Origin of the sequence: Azospirillum agricola, assembly GCF_017876095.1 — a bacterium.
GTDB lineage: Bacteria > Pseudomonadota > Alphaproteobacteria > Azospirillales > Azospirillaceae > Azospirillum > Azospirillum agricola.
In genome coordinates this window covers 469,997-493,205 of record NZ_JAGINM010000001.1, presented here as the reverse complement: position 1 = coordinate 493,205, position 23,209 = coordinate 469,997, and the positions used below count along the sequence as shown (strand labels likewise).

At 68.9% G+C, this 23,209-nt stretch carries 18 protein-coding genes; 8 read left to right on the top strand and 10 right to left on the bottom strand.

Annotated elements, in window-relative coordinates; genetic code table 11:
- Positions 1–202: 202 nt before the first annotated feature.
- Positions 203–1,438, bottom strand: coding sequence for a tyrosine-type recombinase/integrase (locus tag J2847_RS02310; protein WP_209776672.1), 1,236 nt, complete (start codon positions 1,436–1,438; stop codon positions 203–205).
- 437 nt (positions 1,439–1,875) lie between these two features.
- Here J2847_RS02310 and J2847_RS02305 point away from each other — a divergent pair, with 437 nt between their 5' ends.
- Positions 1,876–2,481 (top strand): helix-turn-helix transcriptional regulator, encoded by a 606-nt coding sequence (locus J2847_RS02305; protein ID WP_233474222.1) that lies wholly within the window; start codon positions 1,876–1,878, stop codon positions 2,479–2,481.
- A 109-nt stretch (positions 2,482–2,590) separates the two neighbouring features.
- Positions 2,591–3,577, top strand: coding sequence for a DMT family transporter (locus J2847_RS02300; protein WP_209776669.1), 987 nt, complete (start codon positions 2,591–2,593; stop codon positions 3,575–3,577).
- 18 nt (positions 3,578–3,595) lie between these two features.
- Here J2847_RS02300 and J2847_RS02295 read toward each other — a convergent pair whose 3' ends face one another.
- Complete coding sequence (locus J2847_RS02295; RefSeq protein ID WP_209776667.1) at positions 3,596–5,257, bottom strand: alpha-amylase family protein; 1,662 nt, start codon at positions 5,255–5,257, stop codon at positions 3,596–3,598.
- Positions 5,258–5,456: 199 nt separating this feature from the next.
- Between J2847_RS02295 and J2847_RS02290 the strand changes: the two genes are divergently transcribed.
- Complete coding sequence (locus tag J2847_RS02290) at positions 5,457–5,657, top strand: hypothetical protein (protein ID WP_209776666.1); 201 nt, start codon at positions 5,457–5,459, stop codon at positions 5,655–5,657.
- Positions 5,658–5,803: 146 nt separating this feature from the next.
- Here J2847_RS02290 and oxlT read toward each other — a convergent pair whose 3' ends face one another.
- From oxlT to J2847_RS02270, 4 genes are all read right to left on the bottom strand, one after another.
- The gene (gene oxlT / locus J2847_RS02285; protein WP_085556470.1) at positions 5,804–7,153 is read right to left on the bottom strand and encodes an oxalate/formate MFS antiporter; all 1,350 of its coding nucleotides are present in this window, start codon (positions 7,151–7,153) and stop codon (positions 5,804–5,806) included.
- A 644-nt stretch (positions 7,154–7,797) separates the two neighbouring features.
- Complete coding sequence (gene rsmD, locus J2847_RS02280) at positions 7,798–8,355, bottom strand: 16S rRNA (guanine(966)-N(2))-methyltransferase RsmD (protein WP_209776664.1); 558 nt, start codon at positions 8,353–8,355, stop codon at positions 7,798–7,800.
- Complete coding sequence (locus J2847_RS33980) at positions 8,336–9,709, bottom strand: pseudouridine synthase (RefSeq protein WP_233474221.1); 1,374 nt, start codon at positions 9,707–9,709, stop codon at positions 8,336–8,338. The genes rsmD and J2847_RS33980 overlap by 20 nt, the downstream gene beginning before the upstream one ends.
- Before the next feature lie 95 nt (positions 9,710–9,804).
- Positions 9,805–10,014: a dodecin gene (locus J2847_RS02270; RefSeq protein ID WP_085556468.1), complete on the bottom strand. Its 210-nt coding sequence runs from the start codon at positions 10,012–10,014 to the stop codon at positions 9,805–9,807.
- Positions 10,015–10,149: 135 nt separating this feature from the next.
- On the opposite strand from J2847_RS02270, the gene J2847_RS02265 reads away from it, so the two are divergent.
- Entirely contained in the window at positions 10,150–10,584 is a 435-nt protein-coding gene (locus J2847_RS02265; RefSeq protein WP_209776743.1) for a nucleoside deaminase, read from the top strand.
- Between the two features lie 186 nt (positions 10,585–10,770).
- Here the strand turns inward: J2847_RS02265 and purD are convergent, their stop codons facing one another.
- Positions 10,771–12,057 (bottom strand): phosphoribosylamine--glycine ligase, encoded by a 1,287-nt coding sequence (gene purD / locus J2847_RS02260; protein WP_209776662.1) that lies wholly within the window; start codon positions 12,055–12,057, stop codon positions 10,771–10,773.
- 73 nt (positions 12,058–12,130) lie between these two features.
- Between purD and xseA the strand changes: the two genes are divergently transcribed.
- Positions 12,131–13,723, top strand: a complete 1,593-nt coding sequence (gene xseA, locus J2847_RS02255) for an exodeoxyribonuclease VII large subunit (RefSeq protein WP_209776742.1) — start codon at positions 12,131–12,133, stop codon at positions 13,721–13,723.
- 151 nt (positions 13,724–13,874) lie between these two features.
- Here the strand turns inward: xseA and pyrC are convergent, their stop codons facing one another.
- Together pyrC and J2847_RS02245 are read right to left on the bottom strand one after the other, a co-directional pair.
- A complete protein-coding gene (gene pyrC / locus J2847_RS02250; RefSeq protein ID WP_209776661.1) occupies positions 13,875–14,930 on the bottom strand; it encodes a dihydroorotase in 1,056 nt (351 codons plus the stop codon).
- A 174-nt stretch (positions 14,931–15,104) separates the two neighbouring features.
- Positions 15,105–15,617 carry a hypothetical protein gene (locus J2847_RS02245; protein ID WP_325169307.1) on the bottom strand — a complete coding sequence of 171 codons (513 nt, stop codon included), beginning with the start codon at positions 15,615–15,617 and terminating at the stop codon, positions 15,105–15,107.
- A 249-nt stretch (positions 15,618–15,866) separates the two neighbouring features.
- Between J2847_RS02245 and hisS the strand changes: the two genes are divergently transcribed.
- The gene (hisS, locus tag J2847_RS02240) at positions 15,867–17,216 is read left to right on the top strand and encodes a histidine--tRNA ligase (RefSeq protein ID WP_209776658.1); all 1,350 of its coding nucleotides are present in this window, start codon (positions 15,867–15,869) and stop codon (positions 17,214–17,216) included.
- 173 nt (positions 17,217–17,389) lie between these two features.
- On the top strand, positions 17,390–20,428 hold the full coding sequence (locus J2847_RS02235; protein WP_209776657.1) for a transglycosylase domain-containing protein: 3,039 nt from the start codon (positions 17,390–17,392) through the stop codon (positions 20,426–20,428).
- A 77-nt stretch (positions 20,429–20,505) separates the two neighbouring features.
- Here J2847_RS02235 and J2847_RS02230 read toward each other — a convergent pair whose 3' ends face one another.
- Complete coding sequence (locus J2847_RS02230; protein ID WP_209776655.1) at positions 20,506–21,417, bottom strand: GGDEF domain-containing protein; 912 nt, start codon at positions 21,415–21,417, stop codon at positions 20,506–20,508.
- Positions 21,418–21,870: 453 nt separating this feature from the next.
- On the opposite strand from J2847_RS02230, the gene J2847_RS02225 reads away from it, so the two are divergent.
- Positions 21,871–23,205, top strand: coding sequence for a tyrosine-type recombinase/integrase (locus J2847_RS02225; RefSeq protein WP_209776654.1), 1,335 nt, complete (start codon positions 21,871–21,873; stop codon positions 23,203–23,205).
- The last annotated feature ends 4 nt before the right edge of the window (positions 23,206–23,209 follow it).

Sequence of the window (23,209 nt, the reverse complement as noted above, 5' to 3'; positions counted from 1 at the left end):
GTGCTGGCGCTGGGGACGATGAATGGGGACGATGGGGACGATGCGGGGACGATGAAATTCGATTCATCGTCCCCATGATTTTTGCTTTCATATCAATGGCTTTAATCCCACAAAATAATTGGGGGACGATGGGGACGTTCCTTTTTATAAAGAAAGGAAAGAGAAGGGAGAGGAGAGAGGTATCTCACCCGCTGGAAGCCCCTCAGCCCCGGCCCTTCCTCCCCGCCGTGATGGGCACCACGTCGGCCGTTGCCCCTTGGCAGAAGTCCGCCCACAGCTCCATCAGGACGCGGCGCTTCTCCAGCAGGTCGCCGCGCCGATAGGCGGCCTCCACCTTGTTCTTGATGGTGTGGGCCAGCGCCATCTCGGCCACGTCGCTGGGGGTGTTCGTCGTCTCGGCCGTCCAGTCGCGGAAGGTGGAACGGAAGCCGTGGGCGGTCGCCTTCATCTCCATCCGCCGCAGCACCATGGTCAGTGTCATGTCCGACATGGGGTTGCCCGGCTTGTTGCCCTCGAACACCAGGGCGTCATCGTCGTCGGGCTTGCGGGCCAGCTTTCGGGCTTCCTGTAGGATCTCGACGGCGCGCGGCGCCAGCGGCACCACATGGACCTTGCCGCCCTTCATCCGCTCACCGGGGATGGTCCACAGCTTGGCGCCAAGGTCGAACTCCCGCCACGTAGCGCCGCGCATCTCTCCGGAGCGCACGGCGGTCAGAATCAGAAACTCCATCGCCAGCTTCACCACGGGGCCAGTCTGGTCGATCTCGCGTAGCTGGGTCAGGAAGGAGGGCACCTCGTCATAGGGCAAGGCGGCGAAATGCTTGTCTGTGTCCTTTTGCTTGGGCAGGCCCTTGGCGACGGAGCGCACCGGGTTTTCTCCCTCCCGGAACGCCTTGGTTGCTGCCCAATCCAGCACCGTCCCGATCCGCTGGCGCACGCGGCGGGCGGTTTCGGGCTTCTCCAGCCAGATCGGCAAGAGCACGTCCCGGACCTCGGGCATGCCGATCCTGTCCACCGTCATGGTGCCGATCATCGGGAAGGCATAGGTTTCCAGCGTGGTGAGCCACTGGTCGGTGTGCTTACCGTTCTTCCACGAGTCCTTGTGCTCGGTGTGGCAGGTGCGGGCCGCAGTTTCGAAGGTCGGCACGACGCGCAGAGCCTTCTGCCGCTCGGCCAAGGGATCACCACCAGCTCGGGCCACCTTGCGCATGGCTATCGCCGTGTCCCGCGCCTCGGCCAGCGATACCAGGGACGTGGACCCCAAGCCGATGTCCCGCCGCTTCCCCTGGACCATGATGCGGAGGAGCCAGCGCCGGGCACCGGACTCGTCCACCTCCAGATACAGCCCGTTGCCATCCGCATGCCGGCCGGGCTTGGCGTTGCGCACCGTGACCGCCGTCAGGGCCTTCTCGGGATGCCTCCCGGTTCGCTTGGTCATTTCGAATCCCTGCCATTTCTACCCCACACCTCGCCCCACATTCTGTATCGGGTGCGGGCGGATAGCAACGGACAGTCACGGACGCAGGCGGAAGAGAGTGTTTTCTAGATCAACAGGTTAGAAGACACCTGCGGACACCAAAAAACACTGGCGGATCTCGTTTCGGAAGACACCCCATCCGCCAGAATCTTGATTTCCACGGCCAATCCCAAACCGGCCCGGCCAAGGGCTCATCACCGCAATACCGGGTGCCTTGCCGGCTCGATATCGGTTATACGCATGGCATGGTCACGACGCCGCGCCTCTCCATCGATGTTCGCAGCTATGGCGCGGATCAAGGCGCCGACCGTCACGATTTTGCCCAGCTCGTCCTTCCCCTGAGCGGAACCCTGGAGATGGAGGTCGCCGGAAAGGGAGATCTCCTCGGGCCGTCCCGGATGGCCTTCGTCGAAGCCGGCTCGCCCCATTCGCAGATGAGCGACAAGCCGAACCGCTCGCTCATCGTCGATCTCGATCCCGCCTTCCTGGAGCCGGACGTTGGCGACCGGCTGATCCGGCAGCCCTTCGTGCCGCTGCCCCCGGCGGCGGGCAAGCTGGTCGATTACATGGGGCTGCTGGTCGACGGAGGCGCTGTGTCGGCGGACAACCTGCGTCTCTGGCTGCCTCTGCTGCTCGATTCCCTCTTGCGGGAGCCCGCACGCCCACCGTCCCGGCTGGCGCCGCTGCTGACCGTGATCGAGCCCGAACTCGGGCTGCCCTGGACGACGGACATGATGGCCGAGCGCGCCCGCATCAGCGTCAGCCGCCTGCACGCGCTCTTCCGCGCAGAACTCGACACCACGCCGCGCGCGTGGCTCGCCGAGCTTCGCCTGAAGCGGGTCTGCGAATGGCTCGCCCTGTCCGACCGTCCGATCGCCGAGATCGCCTACCGCGCCGGATTCGCCGACCAAAGCGCGCTGACACGCGCGATGCGCCGGGCGACCGGGTCGACCCCCGCGGCCTACCGGCGCCGGCGCCGCGAGACCATGCCCAAAAATCGATAGTCCGGGACAAGACCGCCTCCGCGTCCCGTGGCATCCTCGCTCCGAAATCGGGCGATGCCGTGTGATTGGGCTGTGTGATTGGGCTGTGTGATTGAGCGGTGTGGTTGAAATGGACAAGACTTGGCTTGGTATCGGGTGCGGCGTCGCCGCCGGGGCTCTCTGGGGGCTGGTCTTCCTGGCGCCGGAACTGGCGCGGGAGTTCACGCCGCTGCAACTTGCCGCGGGGCGCTATCTGGCTTACGGCCTCTTCGCCGCCCTGCTCGTGGTCCCGCGCTGGCGGACGCTGTCGGCGACGCTCGGCCGGGCGGAATGGTGGGCGCTGGTCTGGCTGAGCCTGCTCGGCAACATCCTCTATTACGTCCTTCTCGCCAGCGCCGTGCAGTTGGGCGGAATGGCGATGACCTCGCTGGTGATCGGCTTCCTGCCGGTCGCCGTCACCATCATCGGCAGCCGGGACCACGACGCGGTCCCGTTCCGCAAGCTTCTCCCGTCGCTGCTGCTCGGGGCCGCCGGCATCCTGTGCATCGGGTGGCAGTCCCTCGGCGGCGACGGAACCGGGTTGCGGGTCGCCGAGGTAACGGGACTGTTCTGCGCGGTCGGCGCGTTGATCTCCTGGACCACCTACGCCGTGAGCAACAGCCGCTGGCTCGCCCGGCTCCACCATGTCTCCGCGCATGACTGGAGCCTGCTGACCGGCTTGGTGACGGGGGCGCAAGCCCTGCTGCTCGCGATTCCGGCCTTCGTGGCCGGTCCCCTTCTGATGGGCGGGGACAGCCACGACGTCGGCGGGTGGCTGCACTTCGTTGCGGTGGCCTCGGGCGTGGCGATCCTCGCCTCGATCGTCGGCAACGCCTTGTGGAACAGGATGAGCCGCCTGCTGCCGCTCACCCTGGTCGGCCAGATGATCCTGTTCGAAACCCTGTTTGCCCTGCTCTACGGCTTCCTCTGGGAACAGCGCTTGCCGACCGTGATCGAATGCGCCGCCATCGCCTTCGTGATCGGCAGCGTGCTCGCGTCCGCCTCGGCGCACCGTCCGAAACCGTCAACCCCGAACAGCGAGGCGAGCGACGCCGAAGGGAAGCCGGTCTCGGCCTGAGGGCGTCCGCGCCGCGCCCTACCCCTCGCTGCGTTTCATCAGGTAATCCAGCCCGCCGACCCGGAACCAGCGATAGCCGTAGGCCTCCAACACCATCGGATGACGGCCCTTGTCGTCCGGCAGGCTGTGCTCCTCCGACAGGAGGTTGACCAGCCGCGAGCGCTCGCCCTCGCCGTCCACGTCCAACAGGATCTCGCACGGCTTGTCGGACAGGTTGTGGACGACGACCACCCCGTTGTTGCGCCAGTCGTAGCGCAGCGCCAGGACCTCCGGACGGCCGGTCTTCAGGATCCGGAAGTCGCCCCAGCCGATTTCCGGGCATTCCTTTCGCATGCGAATAATGCGCTCGGTCCAATTCAGCATCGATTCCGGGTCGCGCCGCTGCATCGCCGCGTTCACCCGCTCGTAGCCGAAGACGCCGCCGCTGATCACCGGCACGACCGGCCTGTCGGACTTGGTGAAGCCGGCCTGCGGCTCGTCCGACCATTGCATCGGCGTGCGGGCGCAGTTGCGCTCCGGCAGGGACAGGTCGTCGCCCATGCCGATCTCGTCGCCGTAGCGGATCACCGGCGTGCCGGGCAGCGTGAACATCAGGCTGTAGGCCAGTTCCAGCCGGCGGCGGTCGCCGTGCAGCATAGGCGCAAGCCGCCGCCGGATGCCGCGATCGTAGAGCTGCATGTGCTTGTCCGGCCCGAAGGCGTCGAACACGGTCTGGCGCTGCGCCTCGGTCAGCCGCCCGAGGTCGAGCTCGTCGTGGTTGCGCAGGAAGCTGCCCCATTGGCCGGAGTGGGGACGCGGCTTGGTCGCCAGCATCGCGTCGATCAGCGGCCCCCCGTCGCCGCTGGCCAGCGCGTAGAAGAGATGCTGGTTGACCTGGAAATTGAACATCATGTGGCAGCGGTCGCCGTCATGGCCGAAATACTCCAGATCGTCCTCCGGCAGGATGTTCGCCTCGGCCAGCAACAGGGCGTCGCCCCGGCGCCATTGCACGAACTCGCGGAAGGTCCGCAGCATGTCGAACTGCTCGACCGGCTTGGTGACGTCGGCCCCCTTGGTGGCGATGATGAACGGCACCGCATCCATGCGGAAGCCCGAGACGCCGAGTTGGATCCAGAAGCCCATGATCTTCAGCAGTTCGGCCTGCACCTGCGGGTTGGCGGTGTTCAGGTCGGGCTGGAACTTGTAGAAGCGATGGAAATACCAGGCGCGCGCCTCCCGGTCGTAGGTCCAGGTCGTCTTCTGGACACCGGGGAAGACCATGCCCTGGTCGGCGTTCTCCGGCTTCCTGTCGGACCAGACGTACCAGTCGCGAAAGGGGCTGGCGGGATCCTTGCGCGCCTGCTGGAACCAGGGATGCTGGTCGGAGGTGTGGTTTATCACGAGGTCGATGATCACCCGGATGCCGCGCTGCTTGCAGCCATGGGTGAACTCGACGAAATCGCCCAGCGTGCCGTAGCGGGGATCGACGCTGTAATAATCGGCGACGTCGTAGCCGTCGTCCTTCATCGGCGAGGGTTGGAACGGCCCCAGCCACAGGCAGGTGATGCCCAGCCCGTGCAGGTAGTCCAGCCGCCGCTGCAATCCCTGGAAATCGCCGATCCCGTCGCCGTTGGCATCCATGAAGGTCGCCAGCGACAGGTTGTAGATGACCGCGTTCTTGTACCAGAGATCCCCGATCATGACCGCCTCGGCATCCGTGTTCCGCCATCAACAGCGGCCTATCAACAGTGGCGGCGGCGAAGCGTCACGGCCGAGCCTCAGCCCCCTCTTTCGCGCATGGCTGGCCTCTTGTACTTGGTATACAAAAATTTTTGCCTTTGGTGCACCAGACACCTATGTTGCACCACAGCATAAACGACGGCACGAACGGAGACCGGCCATGATCGAGACGCAGGCGTTTCTTTTTCTCGCCCTCACCGGAATGATCGGCCACGCCGTCTATCTGGCCAGCGGCAAGGCGTCCTTCCACGTCATTCCCCCGGTGAAGGACGAGACCGAGGAGGAGCCGGGCATCGCCTTTTCCTCCGACCGCTTCCAGCAGAGCGCCAAGGGCGATGAGCGTCCCTTCTGGATCGAATGAGACCGGACAGGACGGAACCGGAGCGACACGAGGGCCCCTTTCATAGCTTCCGCCCCCGCCTGCCCATCCCCCGCGGATGGCGGGGAACGGGAGGGAGGGGGCACGAAGGTTAGCAATCGGGTTTGCCGGGGTTCCGGGCGCTTGCCTTACCCGTTGTAGTTCCCGGCCGGCTGCGCGGCGGACAGCGGCACACCCTGGGCCTCGGCGATGCGGGCCGCCTCGGCGTTGCGGGCGTGGTGCTTGGCGAGCATCGGCTTCAGCACGAGGAGCGCGCAGGCCGCCGCCGTCAGGTCCATGGTCGCGGTGACGTACAGCACCGTGGCCCAGGTGCCGGTCGCCTCCATCAGCAGGTTGCCGAGCGGGACCAGCAGGGCGGCGACGCCCTTGGCGCAGTAGAGGACGCCGTAGATCTTGCCGGCGTGCTTGGTGCCGAAGGTGTCGGCCGAGGTCGCGCTGAACAGGCTGTAGACTTCGCCCCAGGCCAGGAAGACCATGCCGCTGAGGATCAGGAACATCATCGGGTCATGGCCGTAGCGGCTGAGCATGATGATGCCGACGCCTTCCAGCGTGAAGGCGACGAACATGGTCGCTTCGCGGCCGATGTGGTCGGAGATGAAGCCGAACAGCGGACGGGAGATGCCGTTCATGACGCGGTCGAGCATCAGGGCGAAGGGCAGAGCCGCCATGGTCAGGCCGAACACGCTGACCGGAGCTTCCTTGACGCCCAGGTCGTGGGCGATGACGCCCAGCTGGGCCACCGCCATCAGGCCGCCGGTGACGGTGCCGATGAACATCGCCCACATCACCCAGAAGACCGGGGTGCGCAGCGCCTCGCCCAGCGTGTAGTCGCGGCGGGTCTGGGCGACCTTGGTCGAGGCCTTGACCTGTTCCTTCTGCGGCATGCGCAGGAAGAAGGCGGCGGCGATGATGATCGCGCCCTGGAGCAGGCCGAACCAGAAGAAGGCCGACTGATAGCCGCTGCTGTGGATCATCGCGGAGATCGGCAGGATGGTCAGCGCCGAGCCGGCGCCGTAGCCGCCCGCCGTCAGGCCGACGGCCAGACCGCGCTTTTCCGGGAACCACTTCAGCGCGTTGTTCACGCAGGTCGCGTAGACGCAGCCGACACCGATGCCGCCGATGGCCGAGCCGATGTAGAGAAGCGCCAGGGTGCTGGCGTAGCTGTCGACGATCCAGGAGAGGCCGGTGAAGAAGCCGCCGGCGGCGACGATGACCCGGGGGCCGTAGCGGTCGATGAAGTAGCCCTCGATCGGCGTCAGCCAGGTCTGCACGACGACGAAGATGGTGAAAGCGGTCTGGATCGACGCGCGCGTCCAGCCATGCGTCGCCTGGATTTCCGGAACGAAGAGCGTCCAGGCATACTGGATGTTGGCCGCCGCCACCATGCAGACGATGCCGATGACGATCTGGGTCCAACGAACGCTGTCGGAAATCGGCGCCCCCGGTTCTGCCGCCGATGGGGTTGACGTATGAGCCATCGTACCTCCCGAAACTGATCCATTGCCGGTCCGGGTGCCGCCCCGTCTTGGGGGCTCGCTGCCGGCCGGTCGCGGTTGCGTTGGCGGGACGGATGCGTTCTTGCTGACGATTCCGTTCCGTCGGTTGTCTGAAGTTCTTCGGCAGCATCGGGCCGTCCGCACGCTGGTTATTCTGAATACCGAGTATGGAATCTGGTATACCAGAAAAAGGCCGAAAAAGACGCCCTAAAGCCAGGGTAACGGAATGCAACCAACGAACCTTGAAGTAATCCGTCTTCACCCACATCCCGACGGGGTTCGGTCCGGACTATTCATCCGTTCCTTATCCCTGCCTTGACGCACATTCTTGAAAAAGAAGCCGTGCCGGTACCTGCACGGCCCCCTCAGTCGAGGGTGTGCATTCAAAGGAGATAGAATGAAGCCGCCGCGACAGTGTTTGAACCACCTCGGCGACACACAATGTTTGCCGCTGATTGTTTTGGAACTCAACTATTGGATTCGGCTTTCCGCATGATGGAAAAACATCGGGCATGCCGTTGATGCATATGACCGGCCGCACCGTCATGCCGGCGGGCCGGACGCGGACTCTCGCATCGAAAAATGGAACTGGCGGGTTTCGTCGGTGGACCGAGCGGGAACGCCCGTCAGCCCCGCACGGCGTGGGTCAGGAACAGGATGCGGGTGTCGCCGTAGCGCCGCTCGTCCAGCAGGATGAAGCCGTCCGGGGCGGGCATCGGGTCGCCCTCCCCCACCTCGACGACGGCGAGCGCGCCGTTGGCCAACCAGCCGGCCCGCGACAGGGCGGCGAGCGCGACCGGCGCCAGCCCCTTGGCGTAGGGCGGATCGAGAAAAGCCAGGGCGCAGGGCTGCCCGGCGGGCGGGCGGGTGGCGTCGGCGCGCAGGACGGTGGCGGCTTCGGCCTCGTCCAGCGCCGCCACGTTCGCGCGCACCGCATCGAGCGCGGCGCGGCCGCTGTCGAGAAAACTGCAACGGGCCGCCCCGCGCGACAGGGCCTCCAGCCCGAGCGCGCCGGTGCCGCAGAAGGCATCCAGCACGACGGCTCCCTCAAAATCGGGCGCCCAGTCGGCGTGGGCCAGGATGTTGAACAGCGACTCGCGCGTGCGGTCGGTGGTCGGCCGCGTGTCGCGGCCGTCCGGAGCGACCAGCCGGCGGCCCCGGTGCCTACCGCCGACGATCCGCACCGGGACGATCCTTGCTGGGACGCTCCTTGCGCGGGCGGTCGACACGCTGGCGGTCAGTCCGTCCATCCCGCTTCTTGGGGCCGGCGGGTGCCTCGGCGGCCGCAGGCTTGGGCTTGGGCTTGGGCTTGGGCTTGGGCTGGGACTGGGACTGGGACGGAGGCGCCGCCTTCGCCGGCTTGGAAGAGGCTGCGGTCGGCTTGGCCGGCCCCTTGGCAGCCTGCGGATCGCGGCCCGAGGGCTTGCCGCCGCCACGCGCCGGCTTGGGCGCCGCATCCCCCAGGGACAGGGTCTTGCGCGCGCGCGCCGGACGCTCGCCGGCGGGTCCGGCCGCGTCGGTCTTGCCACGGACGGGCTTGGCGCCGTCGCCGCCACGGGCGCGCGACGGCTTGGCGTCCTCCTTGCCCCAGGCCGCCTGCGCCTCGATCCGCTTGGTCGCGGAGCGCGGCGCGCGGCGGACGGCCGCGCCGGCACCCGCCGGAGCGGCTTCGGCGCGAAGCGCCGGCTTGGCCGCCGAAGTCGAAGCGGCCTCGGCGCGGGCCTTGGCACGCAGCTTGGTGTTCGACTCCGTCGTTTCCGCCGGAGCGGCCCCGGTGCCGAAGAAGTTGGCGACCTGCTCGCGGACGACGCGCTTCGGCACCTCCTCGACGGCGCCTTCCTCCAGCTTGCCGAGCTGGAACGGGCCGTAGGCGACACGGATCAGCCGGTTGACCTGAAGCCCCAGCGCTTCCATCACCTTGCGGATCTCGCGGTTCTTGCCTTCCTTCAAGCTGACCGTCAGCCAGGCGTTGCGGCCCTGGATGCGGTCAAGCACCGCCTCGATCGGCCCGTACTTGACACCCTCGATGGTCGGCCCCTTGGCCAGCGCCGCCAGCTGCACCTCGTCCACCTCGCCGAACACGCGCACGCGGTAGCGTCGGGTCCAGCCGGTGGCCGGCAGTTCCAGGAAGCGCGCGAGTTCGCCGTCGTTGGTCAGCAGCAGCAACCCCTCGGTCGTCAGGTCGAGGCGACCGATCGACACCACGCGCGGCAGATCCGGCGGCAGCCGGTCGAAGACGGTCGCCCGCCCCTTCTCGTCGCGCGCCGAGGTCACCAGACCCGACGGCTTGTGGTAGCGCCACAGCCGCGCCGGCTCCGGTTCGGGAATGATTTTGCCATCGACCTGCACGATGTCGCCAGGGCGCACGACGCAAGCCGGGGTTTCCAGCGTCTGCCCGTTGACCGCGACGCGGCCCTCGGCGATCCAGCGTTCGGCGTCGCGGCGCGAGCAGAGCCCGGCGCGCGCCAGCCGCTTGGCGATGCGTTCACCGCCGTCCGGGGCGGCGGCGGAAGTCAGGTCGGTGTCGGATGTGTCCATGCGGCGGACCATAGGGCCAGAACGCGCCGCCCGCAACCGCCCGCACCATGTCCAGGCGCCCGGATGTCACCTTTTGTGCGGGCTTTCGCGCGGGATCAGTCGTCCAGCCGGAAGCCGACCTTCATGACCACCTGGATCTGGGCGATCTCGCCGCCCTGCACGTTGCCGCGAATCTCGCCGACCTCGAACCAGTCCACATGCTTCAGGGTCTTGCAGGCGCGCTCCAGACCGTTGCGGATGGCCTCGTCGACGGACGAGTCCGCGGTGCCGACGATCTCGACCTTCTTGTAGACATGGTTCTTCATGGTGTCCTCCCGGGGGCGTCGGGCGGCTGTTCCCGCCCGTCTGGCGTCAACCGCGCGGCCCGGCCATCGGTGCCTTGACGCGGACGCGGGACGCCGGGCAGGGTGCCTCCGATGAGCAGCCTCCGCCCTTCCCCGATGGACATCGCCTTCCAGGAGGCCGAGGCCGCCGCCGCGCGTGGCGAGGTGCCGGTCGGCGCGGTGGTCGTCGATCCGGCGACCGGCGCCATCCTGGGCCGCGCCGGCAACCGCACCGAGGAGCTGGCCGACCCCACCGCCCACGCCGAGGTGCTGGCCCTGCGCCAGGCCTGCGCCGCGCACGGTTCGCCCCGCCTGCCCGGCTGCGACCTGTACGTGACGCTGGAGCCCTGCGCGCTGTGCGCGGCGGCGCTCAGCTTTGCCCGCCTGCGCCGCGTCTATTTCGGCGCCTACGACCCCAAGGGCGGCGCGGTCGACCACGGCCCGCGCTTCTACCGGCAGTCGACCTGTCACCACGCCCCGGAGGTCTATGGCGGCATCGGCGAGACCCGCGCGGGGACGCTGCTGCGGGACTTCTTCAAGAGCCGGCGTTGAGCGCCGTCCGGACGGCGGACAGGAAGCGGCCGGCGCTCACGTTTCCGTCATGCCCGGCCTTGAGCCGGGCATCCACGGCCGCACGTCACGACGATAGGACTGCGCGTGGATGACCGGGACAAGCCCGGGCATGACGAATAGGAGAAATACTCTGGCGACAATGGGTTATGGGCCCGCCACTCCGGCTCAGCGCCCAACCGCCCGCCAGCCGATGTCGCGTCGGCAGAAGCCCTCCGGCCAGTCGAGCGCATCGACGCCACGGTAGGCTGCGGCCTGCGCCTCGGCCACCGTCGGGGCCAGGGCGGTCACGCCCAGCACGCGGCCGCCGACCGACAGCACCCGGCCGTCCTCGGCGCGCTTGGTGCCGGCGTGATAGACCGTCACCGAGTCCACCGCGTTGGCGGCGTCCAGGCCGCGGATCTCGGTGTTCTTCCTGTAATCGCCGGGGTAGCCCTCGGCCGCCATCACCACGCACAGCGCGGTGCCCTCGTGCCAGCGCAGGTCGATGCCGTCGAGCACCCCGTCGGCCGCCGCGACCAGCGCGGCCAGCGCGTCGGACTTCAGCCGCGTCATCAGCGTCTGGCATTCCGGGTCGCCGAAGCGGACGTTGAACTCCAGCGTCTTCGGCACCGGGCCGTCCGGCGTGTTCATGATCATCAGTCCGGCGAACAGAACGCCCTTGAAGGGACGGCCCTCCGCCGCCATGCCCTTGACGGTCGGCTCGATGATCTCGCGCATGACGCGGGCCTCAAGCTCCGGCGTCAGAACCGGCGCCGGGGAATAGGCGCCCATGCCGCCGGTGTTGGGGCCGGTGTCGCCGTCGCCGACCGCCTTGTGGTCCTGCGCCGAGGCCAGCGGCAGCGCGTTCTCGCCGTCGCACAGCGCGAAGAAGCTGACCTCCTCGCCGTCGAGGAACTCTTCCACCACCACCTCGGCACCGGCGGCGCCGAAGCGGCCGTCGACCAGCGCCTCGTCGATGGCGGCGAAGGCCTCGGCCTCGGTGCGGGCGACGGTGACGCCCTTGCCGGCGGCCAGCCCGTCGGCCTTCACCACGATGGGGGCGCCGTGCTTGCGGACATAGTCCTTGGCGGCGCCGGCGTCGGTGAAGCGGCCGTAGAAGGCGGTCGGCACGCCGTACTTCGCCAGGATGTCCTTCATGAAGCCCTTGGAGCCCTCAAGCTCCGCCGCCGCGGCACTCGGCCCGAAGGCCTTGACGCCGAGCGCCGTCAGCCGGTCGACCAGCCCCAGCACCAGCGGGCCTTCGGGACCGACGACCACGAAGTCGATGGCGTTGTCCTGGACGAAGCGGACCAGCCCCTCGACGTCCTCCGAGCCGACCGGCACCAGCGTCGCCACGTCGGCGATGCCGGCGTTGCCGGGCGCGCAATAGAGCGCGCCGCACAGCGGGGAGTTGGCGATGGCCCGGCACAGGGCATGCTCGCGGCCGCCGGATCCGACGACGAGGACTTTCATGGTACGCGCCCCTTCAAGGCTTGTTGCCGACATCGCGCCTTGTATCATGGCCGCGCCCCAACTCAAGAGCACCATGACCAACGACCTCGACGCCCTCCCGCTGATCGCCCCGGAACCGCGCCCCGGCTCCAACCTGCCGGAATTCACCGTCGGCGATCTCGCCCGCCGCCTGAAGCGCAGCATCGAGGACGAGTTCGGCTTCGTGCGCGTGCGCGGCGAGATCTCGCAGCCCAAGAAGCACAGCTCCGGCCACTGCTACATGCGGCTGAAGGACGACACCGCCGTCATCGAGGCGGTGTGCTGGCGCGGCACCGTCGCCAAGCTGGCGGTCAGGCCGGAGGAGGGTCTGGAGGTCATCGTCAATGGGCGGATGACCACCTACCCCGGCCGCTCGCAGTACCAGCTCATCATCGAATCGATGGAACTGGCCGGCGAGGGCGCCCTGCTGAAGATGCTGGAGGAGCGCAAGCGGCGCCTCGCAGCGGAGGGGCTGTTCGAGCCGTCGCGCAAGAAGGCGATCCCCTTCCTGCCAGACGTGATCGGCGTCGTCACCTCGCCGACCGGCGCCGTCATCCGCGACATCCTGCACCGGCTGAACGACCGCTTCCCGCGCCATGTCCTGCTGTGGCCGGTCGCCGTCCAGGGCGAGCGCGCGGCGGCCGAGGTGACGGCGGCGATCCAGGGCTTCAACCGGATCGTGCCGGGCGGGCCGGTGCCGCGCCCCGACCTGCTGATCGTGGCGCGCGGCGGCGGCTCGCTGGAGGACCTGATGGCCTTCAACGAGGAGAACGTCGTCCGCGCGGCGGCGGCCAGCGCCATCCCGCTGATCTCGGCGGTCGGGCACGAGACCGACACGACGCTGATCGACTTCGCCTCCGACCTGCGGGCGCCGACCCCGACCGCCGCCGCCGAGATGGCGGTGCCGGTCCGGACCGAACTGCTGGCCCAGATCCTCGACGACGAACGCCGGCTGCTCGCCTGCGCCAGCCGCGCGGTGGCGGACCGCCGCAACCGCGTCGAGGGGCTGGCGCGCGGCCTCGGCGATCCCCGCGCGCTGCTGGAGGGGCACGCCCAGCGGCTCGACGACCGGGCGGAGAGGCTGAACCTCGCGGCGGCGGCCTTGCTGGAACGGCGGCGGACGCGGGTCGGCGAGCTGTCGGCCAAGCTGCGCCACCCGCGCGAGAAGCTGGCCCAGGCCGGCCAGCGCCTGACCTCGGAGGCCCGCGCGCTGGACGGCGCCCTGCGGCACGCGGTGGCGATGGCGGAGGGCCGCTTCGAGCGGGTGGCCGGGCGGCTGTCGCTGACCCCGGCGCGGGTGAAGCTGGGCGAGGCCGAGCGGCGGCTGGCCGACCTGACGCCACGCCTGGAGCGCGCCTACGGCAAGAGCGTCGAGGAGCGCGGGGCCAGGCTGGCGGCGGTCGGACAGTTGCTGGAGAGCTACAGCTACAAGGGCGTGCTGGCGCGCGGCTTCGCCCTGGTCGAAGACCGCGAGGGCCGGCCGATCACGCGGGCCGAGCAGGCGGTGCCGGGGCTGCCGGTGACGCTGGTGTTCGGCGAGGAAGGCCGCGTCGGCGCGACGGTGGACGGCGGCGAGCCGAAGGTCGAGAAGAAGGTGGAGGCGGTGCGCAAGCCGCGGCCGGTCCCGGTGCAGGGAAGCCTGTTCTGACAGAGTTCTGGTGGGGCGGAGACGTTAGACCCCCACCCTAACCTCCCCCGCTGGGCGGGGGAGGAGTCTGCCGCCGTGTTCCCCAAAGCTCCAACAGGCCCCCTCTCCCGCCCAGCGGGGGAGGGTCGGGGTGGGGGCAGCGCGTCGCGGATCACACCACCCCGGCGAAGCTCCAGCGCAGGGTCTCGCCGCTGCGGAAGGGCAGCACCGCGTCGCCCTCGCTGACCAGGATCACGTCCGGCGTCACCGACGGGCGGCGCTCCAGCACCACCCGCTCCTCGTTGGCCGGCAGGCCGTAGAAGCGCGGGCCGTTCAGGCTGGCGAAGGCTTCCAGCTTGTCCAGCGCCCCGGCCTCGTCGAACGCCTCGGCGTACAGCTCCAGCGCGTTGGCGGCGGTGAAGCAGCCGGCGCAGCCGCAGGCCGCTTCCTTTGCCGTCACCATGTGCGGCGCGGTGTCGGTGCCAAGGAAGAAGGGCGCCTCGCCGGAGGTCGCCGCCTCGACCAGCGCGACGCGGTGCGTCTCGCGCTTGGCGATGGGCAGGCAGTAGAGGTGCGGGCGGATGCCGCCCTGGAAGATGTGGCTGCGGTTGATCAGCAGATGGTGCGCGGTGATGGTGGCGCCGATCCGCCCGCTGGCGGCGTGGGCGCGGACAAAGGCCACCGCGTCGGCGGTCGTCACATGCTCCAGCACGACGCGCAAGCTCGGGTGGCGCTCCATCAACGGCGCCAGGATGGTGTCGATGAACACCGCCTCGCGGTCGAAGATGTCGACGCTCTGGTCGGTCACCTCGCCATGGATGAGGATCGGCATGCCGATCTCCGCCATGCGCTCCAGCACCGGGGCGATGCGGGCGATGTCGGTGACGCCGTGGGCGCTGTTGGTGGTGGCGTTGGCCGGGTAGAGCTTGGCGGCGGCGAACACCCCCTCCTCGAAGCCGCGCGCCAGATCCTCGGCGTCGGTGCCGTCGGTCAGGTAGGCGGTCATCAGCGGGGTGAAGGCCACGCCGTCCGGCAGCGCCGCCAGGATGCGGTCGCGGTAGGCGACGGCGTCGGCGGCGTGGGTGACCGGCGGCTTCAGGTTCGGCATGACGATGGCGCGGCCGAACTGGCGGGCGGTGAAGGGCAGGACCGCCTTCAGCATGGCCCCGTCACGCAGATGGACATGCCAGTCGTCGGGACGGCGGAGGACGAGGCGGTCGAGCGGCATGGCGGTTTTCCGGCGATGGCGTGGAGAGGGGATGGAGCGTCAAGGGACGTTCTATCGCCATCGCGGTTCCGGCTCAACGTCCGGAACGCCGTACCGTCGCGAGGCTGCGGACGACCGCCCCTCCTCCCTTGCCGGCGTGAGGGAGTGGGGCGGCCGGTCACAGGCGGATCAGGCTCACTGGATGGTGGAGGGTGCCTTCACGCCGAGGATGCCATCGACCTTCGCGGCCTGCTCGGGCGTCACCGGCTTGCCGCCGATGGCGGTGAGCTGCTGGCGGGCCTCGGTCACGGCCTTGTCGCGGGCGGCCTTCTCCTTCAACGCGTGGGCGGCCTCGATCTGCTCGTGATACTTGCCGAGCTGGACGCTCAGCGCGTCGGTCGGCTTGGCGCCCAGCTCCTTGGCGACCGCGTCGGCCTGGGCCTTGGTCACCTCGGCCTTCGGCGTGGTCGCGACCTGGACGTGGCCCGGCTTGGCCGGGGCGGCGGCCTGCGGAGCGGCCTGGGTCGTGGTCGCCGCCGGAGCCTGGCTCGTGGTCTGGGTCGCGGCCGGGACGGCGGCCTTCTGCTCCGTCTTCGGGGCGGGCGCCGCCGAAGGAGCCGTGCTGGTCGCCGACGGGGCGCCCTGGTCGACCGTCGCGGCCGAGGCGGAACCGGCGACCAGCGCCGGGGCGGCGGCCAGCAGGGCCACAACCGCAAAAGTCGAGACGGACGAACGGATACGCGACCCAAAGACGGTGCCGGACATTAGATTTCTCCCGTTTGATGAGCGACCCGCAGCGCGGCGTCGTGCCAAGATGAACGCGGCGCCCCCGCGTTCCATTCCACGCCTCTTCCGGAAAAAAACGCGGCACCTGAAAAATTTCCGCCCGCAGGTGACGGGAGCGGGGAAAGGGGCTAGAAAACGCGGGCTTTTCCCATCCAGTCCGGACCCATTCCGATGAGCCTGATCACGCCCCGCACCCCGCCCGGAACGATGGAACTGCTGCCGCGCCATCAGGTGGCCTTCCAGCGCATGCTGGACACCATCCGCCGCGGCTACGAGCGGTTCGGCTTCGTGCCCGTCGAGACCCCGGTGTTCGAGACGGTGGACACGCTGCTGACCAAGTCCGGCGGCGAGACCGAGAAGCAGGTCTATTTCGTGCAGTCGACCGGCGCCATCCAGCAGGGCCACAAGCCCGAGATGGCGTTGCGCTTCGACCTGACGGTGCCGCTCGCCCGCTATGTGGCGGAGCATGAGCGCGACCTCGCCTTCCCCTTCCGGCGCTACCAGATCCAGCGGGTCTACCGCGGCGAGCGGGCGCAGCGCGGACGCTTCCGCGAATTCTACCAGTGCGACATCGACGTGATCGGCAAGGACAGCCTGTCCGCCCAGTACGACGCCGAGATCCCGGCGGTCATCCACCATGTCTTCACCGAGCTGGACTTCGGCGGCTTCACCATCAACGTGAACAACCGCAAGGTCCTGCTGGGGCTGCTCGACGGGCTGGGCGTCGAGGACGCGGAAACGCGCGTGCTGGTGCTGCGCGAGATCGACAAGCTCGACAAGATCGGCCGCGACAAGGTGCGCGAGAGCCTGCTCGGCCTCGGCATGGCGGAGGGGGCCGCCGACACCATCCTGTCGCTGATCGACGCCAAGGGCAGCAACGCCGAGACGCTGGCGGCGCTGGGCGCCCTCGACATCGAGAACGAGACCTTCCGCCAGGGCGTGGCCGAACTGACCACGGTGATCGAGGGGCTGCGCGCCTTCCAGGTGCCGGACGACGCGGTGCGCATCAACCTCGCCATCGCGCGCGGGCTCGACTACTACACCGGCACCGTCTACGAGACCTTCCTGAACGACCATCCCGGCATCGGCTCGGTCTGCTCGGGCGGGCGCTACGACAATCTGGCGAGCCATTACACCAAGTCGAAGCTGCCGGGCGTCGGCATCTCGATCGGCGCCACCCGGCTGTTCTACCAGCTGATGGAGGCCGGCCTGATCAAGGACGGCGCGCCGACCGCCCAGGTGCTGGTGACGCAGATGGACCCCGCGCTGTCGGCCGATTACTTCCGCCTCGCCACCGAACTGCGGGCCGCCGGCATCAACACGGAGATCCAGCTCGACGGCGGCAAGCTCGCCAAGCAGATGAAATACGCCGACCGCACCGGCATCCCGATGGTGCTGCTGATGGGCTCGGACGAGAAGGCGCGCGGCACCGCGACGCTGAAGCATCTGATCCGTGGCGAGCAGGTCGAGGTCCCGCTGACCGAACTGGCCGAGCGGGCGAAGGCGCTGCTGGCGGGCTGACGGCCGTTTGGCAGCGGCGTGACCTCCGGGCAACGGGTGCCGATTTTCACGGTACCCGTCCCCGGCCACGGTCGGCTGTTAACCTGTTTTTACCAACATTCGACTAGCGTCCCCCCACATCTCGGCCGGGCCCGTGGCGGCCCGCCCCGGACAGCGGAGGGTGCGGAAACGGCATGGCGCAGGCAGGCGCGCGGACCTGGGTGCGGCGGACGGCGTTGGCGGCGGCCTTGCTGGCGACCGCCGCCGGAGTCGGAATCGCGGCGCGCGAGGAGATGCGCAGCTCGCGACTCCAGGCCCGGCTGCTCGCCCCCTTCGCCCAATCAATGGACGTCACCGTCAAGGAGGGCCCCAACCCGGCCGCCCGCTACCCGACCCAGGGCCCCTACAACGAGCGGTTCGGCTACACCGCCCTGCCCGACCAGCTCAAGGCGCTGACCGGCGACCTCTACAGCATCGAATCCCAGGCGGTCCTGTCCCCGGCGCTCGACCGCTTCATGGCCGGCGGCGGCTTCCCGATCTACCGGGAGAAGACCCAGGCCGGGCTGACCCTGCTCGACCGCAACGGCCACATCATGCATTCGGCGCGCTACCCGGAGCGGGTCTTCGCCCGTTTCGAGGATGTCCCGAAGCTGGTCGCCGACACCCTGCTGTTCATCGAGAACCGCGAGCTTCTGAACGAGGACGAGCCGCGCCGCAACCCGGCGGTGGAGTGGGACCGCTTCGCCGGGGCCGTCGCCATGCTGCCGGTGCAGTTGCTGCGGCCGGGGTCGCGTTCGCCCGGCGGCTCGACGCTGGCGACGCAGATCGAGAAGTACCGCCATTCCCCCGACGGCCAGACCAGCAGCGGGCTGGAGAAGCTGCGCCAGATGGCATCCGCCAGCGTCCGCGCCTATCGCGACGGCGAGGACACCACCCTGACCCGCCAACGCATCCTGGTCGATTACCTGAACTCGACGCCGCTGACCGCGCGGCCGGGCTTCGGCGAGGTGAATGGGCTTGGCGACGGGCTGTGGGCGTGGTTCGGCACCGATCTGTCGATCGCCGAGCGCGTATTGAGCGAGCCCGCGACCGACGCCCGCTCCCTCCAGCTCAAGGCGCTGGCCTACAAGCAGGTTCTGGCCCTGCTGCTGGCCCAGCGGCGGCCGTCCCATTACCTGATCCAGGACCGCGCCGCGCTCGACCGGCTGGCCGACAGCCACCTGCGGGTGCTGGCCCAGGCCGGCGTCATCGACGAGCCGCTGCGCGACGCCGCCCTCGCCCTGCCCCTCAGCTTCGCCGACGAGCTGCCGCCCCCCCCGGCGACCTCCTTCGTCGAGCAGAAGGCGACCAACGCCATCCGCGCCCGGCTGCTGTCGATGCTGAACGTGCCCAGCCTCTACCAGCTCGACCGCATCGACCTGACGGCGCAGACCACGCTCGACGCCCCGACCCAGCAGCGCGTCGTCGAGGTGCTGGGCAAGCTGAACGATCCGGCCTACGCCCACGCGCTCGGGCTGACCGGCGAGCGGCTGCTCGATGCCCGCAACAACGACCTGTCGAAGCTCGTCTACTCCGTCACCCTCTACGAGCGCGGGCCCGAGGCCAATTACCTGCGCGTCCAGGCCGACAACCTCGACCAGCCGCTCGACATCAACGAGGGGGCGAAGCTCGACCTCGGCTCCACCGCCAAGCTGCGCACGCTGACCACCTATCTTGAGATCGTCGCCGAGTTGCACAGCCGCTACGCCCACCTGCCGCGCGAGTATCTGGCCGACGTCGGCGAGGAGGCGTCGGACAACCTGACCCGCTGGTCGGTGGGCTGGCTGACGAGCGCGCCCGATCGCGGCCTGCCCGCCATGCTGAACGCGGCGATGGAGCGGCGCTACTCCGCCAGCCCCGGCGAGACCTTCTTCACCGGCGGCGGCCAGCACAGCTTCGTGAACTTCAACAAGGACGACAACGGCCGGATCATGAACCTCCAGGAGGCGCTGCGGAACAGCGTCAACCTGCCCTTCATCCGGCTGATGCGCGACATCGTCCAGTTCCACATGGCCGAGGGCGCCGACGACGGCATCGACATCCTGCACGACCCGTCCCATCCGGCCCGCCAGGAGTATCTCGCCCGCTTCGCCGACAAGGAGGGAAGCGACTTCCTCAACCGATTCTACAACGACTACCGCAAGCGCGGACCCGACGACGCGCTCGCCCGGCTGGCCAGCCGGTCGCGCCCGGTGCCGCTGCGGCTGGCGGTGGTCTTCCGCAACACGCGGCCCAACGCCGGGATCGCCGAGTTCGCCGCCTTCCTGCGGGCGCGGCTGCCGAACGCCAGGCTCGACGACCAGACCATCGGCAGCCTGTACGTCAAGTACGGGCCGGACAGGTTCTCCCTGAACGACCTCGGCTATCTCGCCCGCGTCCATCCGCTGGAGCTGTGGCTGGTGGCGTATCTCCAGCAGCACCCCGACGCCAAGCGCGCCGAGGTGCTGGAGGCCAGCGCCCAGGTGCGCCAGGACAGCTACCGCTGGCTGTTCAAGAAGGGGCAGGCGGCGCAGAACACCCGCATCCGCATCGGGCTGGAGGAGGAAGCCTTCCAGCGCATCACCGAGCAGTGGCGCAGCGTCGGCTACCCGTTCGAGACGCTGGTGCCCTCGCTGGCGACGGCGATCGGCAGCTCGGCCGACCGCCCGGCGGCGCTGGCCGAACTGGTCGGGCTGATCCTCAACGACGGGGTGCGCCAACCGATGCTGCGGGTTCGGTCGCTGCATTTCGCCGCCGGCACGCCCTACGAGGCCAAGCTCGGGCTCGGCCCCCTGGAGAACAAGCGGGTGCTGCGGCCGGAGGTCTGCGCCGTCCTGCGCCGCGCCCTGATGGACGTGGCGCAGAACGGCACCGCCAAGCGGGTGTGGGGGGTGTTCAAGGACGCCAGCGGCGCCGCGATTCCGATGGGCGGCAAGACCGGCACCGGCGACCACCGGCTCGATCGCTACGGGCCGGGCGGGGTGCTGATCGAATCGAAGGCGGTGAACCGGACGGCGACCTTCGTCTTCTACATCGGCGACCGCTTCTTCGGCACCATGACCGCCTTCGTGCACGGCCCGGAGGCCGACCAGTACCGCTTCACCAGCGCCCTGCCCGCGCAATTGCTGAAGGGCATCGCCCCGGCGCTGCAACCCCTCATCGACCAGGGCACGACGCGAACGGCGGACACGCGGCAGGTTCCGGCGGGGCTGTGAGGACAGAGCTGTGAGGATGGGGCTGTGAGGATAGGGCTGTGAGGATGGGGCTGTGAGGATGGGGCGGTAAGGCTCCCCTACCCGACCCGCGACTTCAGCGGAACCGGCGGTTCCATCTCCACCCGGTTGCGGCCGCCATGCTTGGCGCGATAGAGCGCCGCGTCGGCGCGGGCGAGAAGCTGCTCGACGTCGCGGTCGGCCGGCATCATCCAGGCCAGGCCGATGCTGACCGTCATCCGCAGCTCGCCGCCGGCCTCCAGCGGCAGGGCGGCCGCGGCGATGCGCTCGCGAACCCGCTGGGCGGCGGCGAAGGCGTTGACCGGCAGGGTCTCCGGCATGACGACCGCGAACTCCTCGCCGCCCAGCCGGCCGATCAGGTCGCAATCGCGCAGGGCCACCTTGCAGCAGCGCACCGTCAGGCGGATCGCCTCGTCGCCGGTGGCGTGGCCGTGGGTGTCGTTGACCTTCTTGAAATGGTCGATGTCGAGCATCACCACCGACAGCGGCCGCTCATAGCGCCGCGAGCGCAGGAACTCCTCGCCACCACGCTCCAGGAAACGGCGGCGGTTCAACGCCCCGGTCAGCGCGTCGGTGGTCGCCAGCCGCTCCAGGTCGCGCTGCATCGCGACGACCCGCGAGGCGGCGAGCAGCCGGGCCGCCGTCCATTTCCAGTCCAGCGGCTTGCGCAGGAACTCGTCGGCCCCGGCCTCGACCAGCTCGTGGAACTGGTCGGTCATGCTGCCGGGGATCATCAGGATGAGATAGAGATGCCGCAGCCCCTGGGCGGTGCGCAGATGCCAGCACAGCTCCAGCCCGGTCATGTCCTTCAGGCGGATGTCGGCCATGACGACGTCGAACCGCTCGCGCGCCACCGCCTCGATGGCCTCGGCGCCATTGAGGGCCACGCTGGTGCTGTAGCCGAGCTTGTTCAGCTCGTACACCATCATGGTCTGGTGATGCGGCGAATCGTCAACGATCAGAATGCGCAAAGCCGATGCTCCCAGCGGCAACGCCTCGTTTATGGAGCATGACGCCGGGGTGTGCAAATGTCGTTAATGCGTCAAGAATGTTGCGCGCGCCAGAGCGGAACCGATCGCCCGCAATGAGGAGCGCGCGCCCAAGTTATCATTATGAAAAGTTGCATTTCTATGGAAGATGCTGGCTTTTCAGATAATCCTCGCTCTGCATCTCCATCAGTCTTTCAGACCATTCGGCGAGGTGAACGCGTGAGCCGTAAAACCCTGGAAATCTCAGGATTCGATGACCGCTAAGAGGCTGAACCCCTAGGGCTATTCCGAAAAGCGTGACATCATGCAGGCGACTTATCTGTCCGCCATGACTACGCTTGGATGCGCTACCATACCCTCTGGCATCCGTGATTTGTGTGACACTGGCTGTGACACCATTTATCGGACTGTATTTCTGACAGCCTAAGAACGGCCATGCCCAGACTGACCGATACGACGATCCGCCACGCCCGCTCCAAGGACGGGATTCGCGCCATTCTGAGGGACGGTGGCGGCCTCGAGTTGCAGGTCCATCCGAGCGGCACCAAGACGTGGTACGTCCGCTGCCGCGTCCGCGCTGAGGGCGGCGGCAAGGGCATCCAGCGCCGCGTCGCACTGGGCGCCTATCCCGCGGTGTCGCTGTCCGATGCTCGGCTGAACGCTGGCCGAGTCGTTTCGGAGGCACGCAGCGGCCAGGACCCGAAGGCGGCCGAAACGCGGGCCGTACTCGGCCTGGAGAAGCCGCGCACGGTGGCCGACGCCGCAGCGCTCTACATCGCGCACCTGAAGGCGATCGGGCGGGCGGAACGCTACTGGACAGAACGGGAACGGCTGCTGAAGCTCCATCTCGTGCCGGCGCTGGGCAAGCTCGCGCCAGCCGACGTCGATCGCGCCATGCTGTCGGCCGTGGTGGACCGTGAGGCCCGGCGCCAAGCCAAGGCCAAGCAGAAAGGCGTGCAGACGCGCCGGCTGGGCAGCGTGATCACCGCGCTGTGGCGGCACCTGGAGGACAAGGGGTGGCTCCCCACACGCGGCACGGCGGATCGGTTGCTGGTGTCCGCTGCCGCAGAGCGCTCGCGCGACCGCATTCTGAGCGACGGTGAACTCGGCGAGTTCGCTCTGGCGCTCGGCCTGCTGGACGGCCGCACGATCTACCAGCGGGAGGCAGACGGCACCCGCCCGATAAGCCGGCAGACGCTCGACGCCATGGCCCTGGCGCTACTGCTCGGCCTGCGCGCCGGCGAGGTGTTGCGCGTCCAAGCCCGCGACATTCAGGAGGACAGCGAGACGGGCTTTGTCCTGCTGCGGGTGGCCGCGCACGGCGGCAAGACGGCGGCGGCCCGCCGCGATCTGCCGTTACCTCCCTTGGCGCGCAGCGTCCTGCGCCGCCGCCAGCAGGCGTGCGGGGATGGCCCCCTGTTCCCCAGCCCGAGCGGCAAGACCGCGGGCGCGCTTACCGTGGACGGGCTCGCGTGCGCCGCCCGGCTGCTGGCTGACAAGCTGGGCCACCGTGACGCGGAAGGCCGGCGCTGGACGCCGCACGATCTGCGCCGCACCTGCGCCTCGATCCTCGGCGAATACGACACGCCCGACGCGGTGCAAAAGCGCATCCTGGGCCACTCAAGCGACGGAGTGACAGCGCGCGTCTACGACCGCTCGCGCCGGCTCCGGCAAATGCGGGAGGCGCTGATGACGGTCGAGAAGCACACGATCATGCAGGCCCGCAAGGCGGCAGGGTTGGATACCGAGCCGGTGCGGCTCGGAGGATAGCGGC

What these genes read in the sequence shown, in the direction of transcription:
- J2847_RS02305 (WP_233474222.1), top strand. Translation starts at nt 1,876, where the DNA reads ATGGCCTTCGTCGAAGCCGGCTCGCCCCATTCGCAGATGAGCGACAAG.
- J2847_RS02300 (WP_209776669.1), top strand. Translation starts at nt 2,591, where the DNA reads ATGGACAAGACTTGGCTTGGTATCGGGTGCGGCGTCGCCGCCGGGGCT.
- J2847_RS02235 (WP_209776657.1), top strand. Translation starts at nt 17,390, where the DNA reads ATGGCGCAGGCAGGCGCGCGGACCTGGGTGCGGCGGACGGCGTTGGCG.
- J2847_RS02310 (WP_209776672.1), bottom strand. Translation starts at nt 1,438, where the DNA reads ATGACCAAGCGAACCGGGAGGCATCCCGAGAAGGCCCTGACGGCGGTC.
- pyrC (WP_209776661.1), bottom strand. Translation starts at nt 14,930, where the DNA reads ATGCCGCTCGACCGCCTCGTCCTCCGCCGTCCCGACGACTGGCATGTC.
- J2847_RS33980 (WP_233474221.1), bottom strand. Translation starts at nt 9,709, where the DNA reads ATGGACACATCCGACACCGACCTGACTTCCGCCGCCGCCCCGGACGGC.
- hisS (WP_209776658.1), top strand. Translation starts at nt 15,867, where the DNA reads ATGAGCCTGATCACGCCCCGCACCCCGCCCGGAACGATGGAACTGCTG.
- J2847_RS02265 (WP_209776743.1), top strand. Translation starts at nt 10,150, where the DNA reads ATGGACATCGCCTTCCAGGAGGCCGAGGCCGCCGCCGCGCGTGGCGAG.
- J2847_RS02295 (WP_209776667.1), bottom strand. Translation starts at nt 5,257, where the DNA reads ATGATCGGGGATCTCTGGTACAAGAACGCGGTCATCTACAACCTGTCG.
- oxlT (WP_085556470.1), bottom strand. Translation starts at nt 7,153, where the DNA reads ATGGCTCATACGTCAACCCCATCGGCGGCAGAACCGGGGGCGCCGATT.
- J2847_RS02225 (WP_209776654.1), top strand. Translation starts at nt 21,871, where the DNA reads ATGCCCAGACTGACCGATACGACGATCCGCCACGCCCGCTCCAAGGAC.
- xseA (WP_209776742.1), top strand. Translation starts at nt 12,131, where the DNA reads ATGACCAACGACCTCGACGCCCTCCCGCTGATCGCCCCGGAACCGCGC.
- J2847_RS02290 (WP_209776666.1), top strand. Translation starts at nt 5,457, where the DNA reads ATGATCGAGACGCAGGCGTTTCTTTTTCTCGCCCTCACCGGAATGATC.
- purD (WP_209776662.1), bottom strand. Translation starts at nt 12,057, where the DNA reads ATGAAAGTCCTCGTCGTCGGATCCGGCGGCCGCGAGCATGCCCTGTGC.
- J2847_RS02270 (WP_085556468.1), bottom strand. Translation starts at nt 10,014, where the DNA reads ATGAAGAACCATGTCTACAAGAAGGTCGAGATCGTCGGCACCGCGGAC.